The organism is Actinomadura soli, assembly GCF_005889715.1.
Taxonomy (GTDB): Bacteria; Actinomycetota; Actinomycetes; order Streptosporangiales; family Streptosporangiaceae; genus Spirillospora; species Spirillospora soli.
In genome coordinates this window covers 20,688-27,839 of record NZ_VCKW01000110.1, presented here as the reverse complement: position 1 = coordinate 27,839, position 7,152 = coordinate 20,688, and the positions used below count along the sequence as shown (strand labels likewise).

Genomic DNA, 7,152 nt, shown 5'->3' with positions numbered 1-7,152 from the left:
CGGGAGCAGTACGACACCGCACGCCAGGCCAACTGCTGAGACCACACCGAGGAACTCGTGGCATTGCTCCACGTCGCACCCGAACTCAACGTCGAGGTCCGCCACAACTCAATCGACGAGTCGTAGTCGCAGTCATAAGCGGAGGTCTCATACGCGGTGAACTCCACCGCCTGGACGTAACGGCCCTTGATCGCCGGGAGGGGCATCCGGAAGAACAGCCGCTTGGTCTGGTTCTTGACACAGTTGGGGTCCTTGGCGACCTCACAGCGACCCACACCTTCGGTCGACTTCCCCGCGAACTTGTAATACGACTGATCCGGCCACCCCGACGACACCATCCCCCAGCTGGACGCCTTACTCGTCGTCCACACCGGATCGATGTACACCGGGAACTTCGTGTCCGGCGAGGTCAACAAACCCTGATCCGGAGTCAAGGTCAGCTTGCCGTCGGCAACGGCCACATCGATGGGGGCCGTTCTGGCCCCTTCCGCGGGCTCATCGCCTCGTGCCACCGCGGCCCGGGTCTGCGGTGTTGCGGTGGCGGCCTGGGAGGAGTCCCACATCAGCGGGGACGGCGCCTCGAACACCACCGACCCCGAACCGGTGTCAGCGGCCTTCAGCACCCCGCTACCGGGCTCCTTGCTCACCGCCAGCCGCTTGGCCGACATCGCCAGCGCCAGCTTGGCCACCCGCGGGTCCTTGGCGGCTTTGGCGGTTTTGACCACCAGCACGTGCGCGAACCCGTCCCGCTCGGCCCGCAGCCGCAGATCGACGTCGGGACCGGCCACTCCCTGGTAGATGGCGGTGTCGCCGTCGAGGGTCGGCGCGGGCAACGCCGTCGGCCACGACAACGCCAACTCACGGCCCGCCCGGGTCATCCGCACCATCGGAGCGTTCCCGCCCGCCGAAAACCGCAGCCCGACCGCCGTCGCGACCGGAACGACCGCATCAGCAGAACGACGCAACGTGGTGTCGATCCCGACCCACTCACCGTCCTGACGGGCTCGGATCGGCCGCAGATGCTGCTGGACCTCGACGCGGCCGTTCGGCAGCGCCCGCACCGTGCGGTCCTCTCCGCGCCGGGAGGTGATCTCGACCGGCTCACCGGTCCGCCTCGCCGCGGCGACGGCCTTCTCCTCGGTCACCGCCGTCTTGGGTGGTTCATCGGCACGAGCCGCACGTTCCGGCGCCACCGCCGCCACCGCCGCCAATGGCACCTGCAGCAATCCGGCGACCAAAGCCAACGCCAGGACACGGGACCACCAGGCCGGACGCCGCCAATAAAGCGACCTGATAACAGACGCACAAAGACGCACGACACGACCCATATGAACCCCAGGAGGTAAAGGGCTTTGTTAAAGCCGCCTTAAAGTAACCCGAAGATCAAGACGTGGGAAGAGCCGAGGCCGATATGTGCCAACGTGTTCTAGATCACATGCAACTGATGTAGCCAGGAAACCGCGAGTGCGCGTCTTCCTCTAATCCGCTATCGAACAGCACCACAATCAGTAACGCTTTGAGTTCGTAGTGGGGTCAGGGAGCTGACCGGACGAACACGCAGAAAGGACTGACCACCTGCGGGTTCAGGTGGTGGGGAGGCGGGCGGTCCAGAGATCGGCGAGAAGGGCCGTCAGTGCTTGGATCGAATCCTGGCCGTGTCTGGCCGTGAGGGTTTGTTCGTGGGTGCGGGCCAGGGATTCCAGGCGGGCCAGTTTGACGCGGCCCAGATCCGAGACGTGGACCGAGACTCGGCGGCGGTCGCGGGGCGAGTGGGAGCGGTACAGGTAGGCCGAGTCGGCCAGGGAGTCGACGATGCGGGTCAGGGTGGGGTGCGGGATCTCGACGATGACCGCCAGTTCGCCCATTGAGATGTCGTCGACGCGGGCCAGGGTGCGCAGGACGCGCCATTGCTCGACGGACGTGTTCTCCTCGTCGAGAAAGGCGCCCAGGTCACGGGCGAGGGCGCGCTGGGTGCGGGTGAGGAGGTCGACGAGTTCGGTGTTCGCCGTCCGGTCCAGAGTCGTGTCGTGTTGCTCGGCCACGCTGTGCCCTCCCTCGCCCGGCCGCCCCTGCCGAGAGCATACTTGCCAGGTCATGGACGGTTCGGCGGTAGTACGAGACAGCATGGAGGTGTCGGTCTCCGGGCCGGACGCCTCGGTACTGCGGCTTGGGCTGCTGCTGCCGCTGTCGGGTCCGCTGGGGCTGACCGGGCCGTCAGGGCTGAGTGCTGCGTGTCTGGCTGCGTCCGAGGTCATCGCGGCTGGGCACGGAGTCGAGCTGGTGCCGGTGGACGCCGGACGGGCGCCGGAAGCGGTGGCGGCGGAGGCGCGGCTGCTTGCGGACGCGGGGCTGGTGGACGCCTTCGTCGGGTTCCATACGAGCGATGTGCACAGGGCCCTGGACGTGGCGTTGCGCGGGCGGGTGCCCTATGTGTTCACGCCTCCGCATGAAGGGGGGCTGCGCGGGGAGGGCGTCGTGCTGCTCGGTGACGAGCCGGCGCGGCAGCTCGGTCCGGCGGTGCGGTGGTTGGGCGAGCGGCGGCGGCTGCGGCGGTGGGCTCTGGTGGGGAACGACTACATCTGGCCTCGGTCGGTGCATCGGGCGGCCTCGCGGGTGGTCCGGGCGCTGGGCGCGGACGTGGTGTACGAGCGGCTCGTGCCGTTCCCGTGGGCGGACGGGGAGGCGGGCTTCGAGCGCCTCGTGGACGAGCTGGGACGGGCCGGTGCCCAGGCTGTCCTGCTCAGCCTGGTCGGACGGGACCTCGCCGTTTTCAACCGCGTGTTCTCAGCGTCGCGGCTTGCGGGGCGGGTGGTGCGGCTGTCGGGGGCGCTGGAGGAGAACGTGCTGCTGGCCGGTGGTGGCGATGACACCGGGGAGCTGTATTCGGCGATGCGGTCGTTCGCCGGGCAGGGGGACGAGCGGCGGATCGCGCTGGCCGAGCGGCATCGGGCGATGTCCGGGCCGAATGGTCCCGTTCTCGATGCCTATGCGGAGGGGTGCTACGACGGCGTCCACCTGCTGGTGGCGCTCGCCGTCGCGGGTGTGCTGAGCGCGCGGCGGGCCAAGGCGGCGTCCGAGCGGCTCCTCGCGGGGGCCGGAGATTCGCGGGGCTGGGCGTGCGCTCCGCTGGGGCGGCCGCGGACGGGCGGCTATCTGGCCAGGGCGAACGGCCTCGATCTGACCGTGATCACCCGGCTCTGAGGTCTTTTCGTGTAAAAGCTTTTCATTTGAAAAGAATGATTCTAGGCTGCGCGCTGGGACCGCGGGGCCCGGTACTCCTCGCGGCGAAGGAGGACACCGTGACCGTCGAGGAAGCGCGGCCAGAAGGTCCAGAGCGTCCGGCAGGTCCGGAGAGCATCGAGCGCTACGGGTACAGGCAGGAGCTGCGGCGGTCACTCGGGTTCAAGGACCTGGTGGTCTACGGGCTGGTCTTCATGGTGCCGATCGCCCCGTTCGGGATCTTCGGCAGCGTCTTCCAGGGCTCGGGCGGCATGGTCGCGCTCGCGTACGCGGTCGGGATGCTGGTCATGCTGTTCACCGCGGCGTCGTACTGGCAGATGGCCCGGGCGTTCCCGATGGCGGGGTCGGTGTACACCTACGCCGGACGCGGCATCGCGCAGCCGGTCGGGTTCCTGTCCGGCTGGATGATCTTCCTCGACTACGTGCTGGTGCCGGCGCTGCTGTACCTGATCGCGGGTGTGGCGATGAACTCGCTCGTGCCGGACGTCCCGGTGTGGCTCTGGCTCGTCGGCTTCGTCGTCCTCAACACGGCGGTCAACTTCTTCGGCATCGAGATGACCGCGCGGATCACCCGCATCATGCTGGTGGCCGAGCTGATCGTCCTGGCGGTCTTCCTGGTGGTGGGCGTCGTGGCGCTGGCCCAGGGCAAGGGGCACGACGGTGGCGGTTTCACGCCGATCTACAACGACGCGACGTTCTCGTGGAGTCTGGTGTTCGGCGCCGTGTCGATCGCGGTCCTGAGCTTTCTCGGGTTCGACGGGATCTCGACGCTGGCGGAGGAGAACCGCGAGTCCTCCCGCGCCATCGGACGGTCGATGGTGGCCGCGCTGCTGCTGGTCGGCGTGCTGTTCATCGTCCAGACGTGGGTGGCGTCGCTGCTGGTGGAGAACCCGGACAAGCTGATCTCGGACGGCGACCCCGAGGGCACCGCGTTCTACGACGCCGCCGACGTCGCGGGCGGGGTCTGGCTGGCCAAGCTCACCGCCGCGGCCACCGCGATCGCGTGGGGCTTCGCCAACTCGCTGGTCGCGCAGGCCGCGACGTCCCGGCTGCTGTACGCCATGGCGCGGGACCGGCAGCTGCCCGGCTTCCTGGCCAAGGTGGACGCCAGGCGGCAGGTCCCCGTCAACGCGACGCTGCTGGTCGCGGTCGTCTCGCTGGCCCTCGGCCTCTACATGGAGCAGCGGGACGACGGCATCACGCTGCTCAGCTCGCTGGTCAACTTCGGCGCGATGACGGCCTTCCTCACGCTCCACGCCTCGGTCGTCATCCACTACGTGGTGCGGTCGGGCAGCCGGAACTGGTGGGCCCATCTGATCGTGCCGGTGGTCGGCTTCTGCTTCCTCGGCTACGTGGTCTACAACGCGGACGTCGCCGCGCAGGAACTCGGGTTCATCTGGCTCGGCATCGGCATCGTCGTGCTGATCGTGCTGCTGGCCATGCACCGCCGTCCGACGCTGGCGGGCATCGCGGGCGACAACGTGCACGACGGCGCAAGCGACGGCGCGGGCGACGGCAAGGGCGAGAAGGGCTGACCCGGGGCGCGGGGTCAGCGGCCGCGGAGGACGAGGCGCGCCAGCCGGCGAGGGCGCTTGCGGTGCCAGGCGGCGCGCTCGTTCGACTGCGGGAACGGCTCGTCCGGGACGGGGACGCCGAGGAACGCGCACAGCGGCTCCCAGCCCTCCGCGACGTCGAAGACCAGCAGCCGCCCCTCCGGGATCGTGGCCCTGACCTCGGCGATGTGCCGGTCGAAGACGTCGAGGACGTGGTCGCGGTCGTCGATGCGCCCGCCGAACACCCGGTCCATGACCGTCGCGCGGGCCATCCGGGGATAGAGCGCGAAGTCCGGTGACCGCCGCTTCACCAGCCACCGGACGATCCGCCGCCGCAGCGGCAGCCGGCGCCGTTCCGCCAGGGCGCGGGCGAAGATGGTCGACGCGACGCTGTCGTACCACCGTTCCGGGTCGCGGACGGTCAGGACCACCTTCGCGTCCGGATAGTGGCCGGCGAGTTCCCGCCAGTAGGACGAGGCGGGCCAGTCCAGCGCGGACCGGTATCCGGCGAACACCTCGTCCCAGTCGGGCGCCCCGGAGCCGGCGCGGCCCTCGCCGATGTCGAGCCACTGCCGGACGCGGCGCGGCTCCGCGATGACGGCCGACATGTGGTAGCAGGGGCCGAAGCCGAGACGTTCCAGGGCCGCCTTCAGGGAGGCGGTGCCCGTCCTGCCGAAACCCGCGCCGATCACCTTCATGGCGGCTCCGCTCCTCTGATCGGCCTCTGATCCTCGCGGCCTACGTTTGCGATGGACGAACCGCATTGTGGGCGGAATCGAGGAGTCGGGCAATGAGTCTCTTTCCGGGACCACTTCTTGACGCGCTGCGCCGGTCGCCGGGCACGGCGGCGTTCGAGCATGCCGGCCGGGTCGTCTCCCGGGATGAGTTGCTGCAGCTCATCGGCCGGCTGGCGGCCGCTCTCCGGGACGCGGGGCTCGGCCCGGGCGACGGTCTCGCGATCCGCACGTCCGTCTCGCCGGAGGCGTTCGCCGCGCACATCGCCGCGCACGTGGTCGGGTGCCGCGTCGTCGGCGTCCGGCCTGGGTACGCCGCCGGGCAGCTCGCGCACGTCCTCGGGATGGGCGTCGACGCCCTCCTCGTCGATCCGCGGACGGCGTCGCCGGACCTCCTCGACGCCGCCGGTCCCGTCCCCGTGCTGTCGCTCGGCGGACCGGCCCTCGGGGCACGCGACCTGCTGGACGGTGCGGCGACCGCGACGCTCGACATCACGGCACGTCCCGACGACGTGGCCCTGCTGGCGTTCACCAGCGGCAGCACCGGGCGGCCCAAGGGCTGCGCGGTCACCTACCGGGCGCTGAGCGAGCACTGGGCGTGGCAGCCGCGCGCCTGGGGCCCGGTCGCCGCCGGGTTCGCCGCCGCGTTCGAGCGGTACCTGCTGTTCGGGACGCTGGCCAGCATGGTGGTGTTCGAGTTCGTCGCACCGTGCCTGCTGGGCGGCGGCACCGCCGTGATCCCCGAGGACGACGGCCGGGCCCTGTTCCCGTACGCGATCGAGCGCCACGGGATCACCGGGTCGATCGTGACCGTCCCGCGCCTGGGACAGATGCTCGACGTCCTGCGCGGGGACGCGGTCGACGTCGGGAGCCTCCGCGCGCTGATGGTGTCGGGGTCGCCGCTCGGCCCGCACCGGCTGGCGGAGGCGGTGGAGCGGCTCGGCCCGGTCGTCTACAACGGGTACGGGCAGACGGAGGCGGGCTCGGTCTCGATGCTGACGCCCGCCGACATCGCGGCGGGCCGCCTGGCGTCGGTCGGGCGTCCGCACCCGGGCGTCGAGATCAGCGTCCGGGACGGCGCCGGTGAGGAGATCGGCCGGGAGCGGACGGGCGAGATCCACGTCCGCAGCCCGTACATGATGACCCGCTACTGGGACGACCCAGAGGAGAACCGCGACACGCTCCAGGACGGCTGGGTGCGCACCCGTGACCTCGGCCATCTCGACGCGGACGGGTACCTCCACCTCGACGGCCGCGCCCGCGACGCCGTCATGGTCAACGCGATGGTGGTGTACGCGGGCCCGATCGAGCGGGTGCTCGCCGGGCATCCGGACGTCGCCGAGGCGTACGTGGTGGGGGCGCCGGACGAGGGCACCGGCGAGGCCGTCCACGCGTTCGTCATCCCGGCCGCCGGACGCCACCCGGACGCCTCCGCGCTCAAGGAGATGGCCGCGCTCGTCCAGGACGAGCTCGGCGAGGACGGAGTCCCGCAGACGATCACCGTCGTGCCCGCCGTGCCCGCCGACGCGAGCGGCAAGCCCGACAAGCGGGCGCTGCTGAAGATCGTTGACAGGCGTCTCTGATCAACCTCTGAGATTCGCCGCCTTCACTTGGGTTGACCGTTC

The 7,152-nt window shown here is 70.3% G+C and carries 5 protein-coding genes and 1 pseudogene; 3 read left to right on the top strand and 3 right to left on the bottom strand.

Annotated elements, in window-relative coordinates; genetic code table 11:
• Positions 1–1,226: pseudogene (locus ETD83_RS21585) on the bottom strand (hypothetical protein); the annotation flags it as partial.
• A 357-nt stretch (positions 1,227–1,583) separates the two neighbouring features.
• Complete coding sequence (locus ETD83_RS21580) at positions 1,584–2,042, bottom strand: MarR family winged helix-turn-helix transcriptional regulator (protein WP_205717805.1); 459 nt, start codon at positions 2,040–2,042, stop codon at positions 1,584–1,586.
• Between the two features lie 52 nt (positions 2,043–2,094).
• On the opposite strand from ETD83_RS21580, the gene ETD83_RS21575 reads away from it, so the two are divergent.
• Both ETD83_RS21575 and ETD83_RS21570 read left to right on the top strand, forming a co-directional pair.
• A complete protein-coding gene (locus ETD83_RS21575) occupies positions 2,095–3,201 on the top strand; it encodes an ABC transporter substrate-binding protein (RefSeq protein ID WP_138646948.1) in 1,107 nt (368 codons plus the stop codon).
• 98 nt (positions 3,202–3,299) lie between these two features.
• Positions 3,300–4,775, top strand: coding sequence for an APC family permease (locus ETD83_RS21570; RefSeq protein WP_230421067.1), 1,476 nt, complete (start codon positions 3,300–3,302; stop codon positions 4,773–4,775).
• A 14-nt stretch (positions 4,776–4,789) separates the two neighbouring features.
• On the opposite strand, the gene ETD83_RS21565 is transcribed toward ETD83_RS21570, so the two are convergent.
• On the bottom strand, positions 4,790–5,491 hold the full coding sequence (locus ETD83_RS21565) for a sulfotransferase family protein (protein ID WP_138646946.1): 702 nt from the start codon (positions 5,489–5,491) through the stop codon (positions 4,790–4,792).
• Between the two features lie 92 nt (positions 5,492–5,583).
• Between ETD83_RS21565 and ETD83_RS21560 the strand changes: the two genes are divergently transcribed.
• A complete protein-coding gene (locus ETD83_RS21560; RefSeq protein WP_138646945.1) occupies positions 5,584–7,110 on the top strand; it encodes a class I adenylate-forming enzyme family protein in 1,527 nt (508 codons plus the stop codon).
• Positions 7,111–7,152: the final 42 nt, after the last annotated feature.